This window comes from Marilutibacter penaei, assembly GCF_014145395.1.
GTDB lineage: Bacteria > Pseudomonadota > Gammaproteobacteria > Xanthomonadales > Xanthomonadaceae > Marilutibacter > Marilutibacter penaei.
On sequence record NZ_JACHTE010000016.1, the window covers coordinates 1 to 1206 of the forward strand.

The 1206-nt window shown below is 65.5% G+C and carries 1 protein-coding gene; it reads right to left on the reverse strand.

The features are described from left to right. Positions 1 to 32: 32 nt before the first annotated feature. Positions 33 to 1138 (reverse strand): IS3 family transposase gene (locus tag H4F99_RS14345; protein ID WP_182670647.1). Its coding sequence is split into 2 segments (ribosomal slippage): positions 33 to 880 and positions 880 to 1138, totalling 1107 coding nucleotides; the frame shifts between segments, so codons are not numbered across the junction. Positions 1139 to 1206: the final 68 nt, after the last annotated feature.

Sequence of the window (1206 nt, forward strand, 5' to 3'; positions counted from 1 at the left end):
CGACGCCCCCCCACCTCCAGTAGCGGAGCTCTTTAGAGTCCGGGTTTCATCGTAGCGGCTTTGGCCGCCAACTGTTCGGCATATTCGGTCGGGGTCAGGCCGCCCAAGACCTTCTTCGGTCGCTCCTCGTTGTACTCCCGGCGCCAGGTCTCGATCTCGGTGCGGGCGTGCAGCAGCGTCGGGAACCAGTGTTCGTTGAGGCATTCGTCGCGCAGGCGCCCGTTGAAGCTCTCGATATAGGCGTTCTGGTTCGGCTTGCCCGGCTGGATCAGACGCAGCTGGACGCCATGCTCGTGGGCCCACGCCACCATCGTCCTGCCACAGAATTCCTTGCCGTTGTCGGTCCGGATCACCGCCGGCAGGCCGCGGGTCAGCGCCAACCGCTCCAGCACCCGTGCCACGCCGTGGCCAGAGATGGCCCGCTCCACTTCGATTGCCACGGCCTCGTGGGTGGCATCGTCGACGATGGTCAGCGCCTTGAGCACGCGGCCCTCGGCGGTGCGATCGAACACGAAGTCCATCGACCAGACCTGGTTGGCCGCCTCCGGCCGCAGCAACGGCTGGCGGTCGCCCAACAGCACTTTCTTGCGCTTGCGCCGGCGCACCTGCAGCCGGGCCTCCTGATACAGCCGTTCCACGCGCTTGTAGTTCACCGGCCACTGCTCCTGCCGCAGCTTCAAGTAGATCATCCCGACGCCGTAGCGCCTGTGGCGCTGCGCCAACGCCAGGATCCGCTCGCGCAGCTCGACGTTGCGATCGGGACGCGGGACATAGCGCAGCGCACTGGCGCTCATGCGCACCGCCGCCAGCGCCCGTCGCTCACTGAGTCCCCGATCCACCAGATGCCGCACCAGCGTCCTGCGCGCCGGTGCGGTCACCACTTTTTTCGAAGGGCATCCTTGATCACGTCGTTCTCGAACATCTGCTCGGCCAGCAGCTTCTTCAGCCGGGTGTTCTCCGCCTCCAGCTCCTTCAGGCGCTTGGCGTCCGGCACGCTCATGCCGCCGAACTTGCTGCGCCACAGGTAGTAAGAGGCTTCGCTGAAGCCATGCCGACGGCACAGCTCCTTCACCGGCAGGCCGGCTTCGGCTTCACGCAGGAAGCCGATGATCTGCTCTTCGGAAAAGCGCTTCTTCACGTCCAATCTCCTTCTGCTTGGGGATTGGACTCCAAATCGCCGTGCTACTCAAAGGCGGGGGGGCGTCG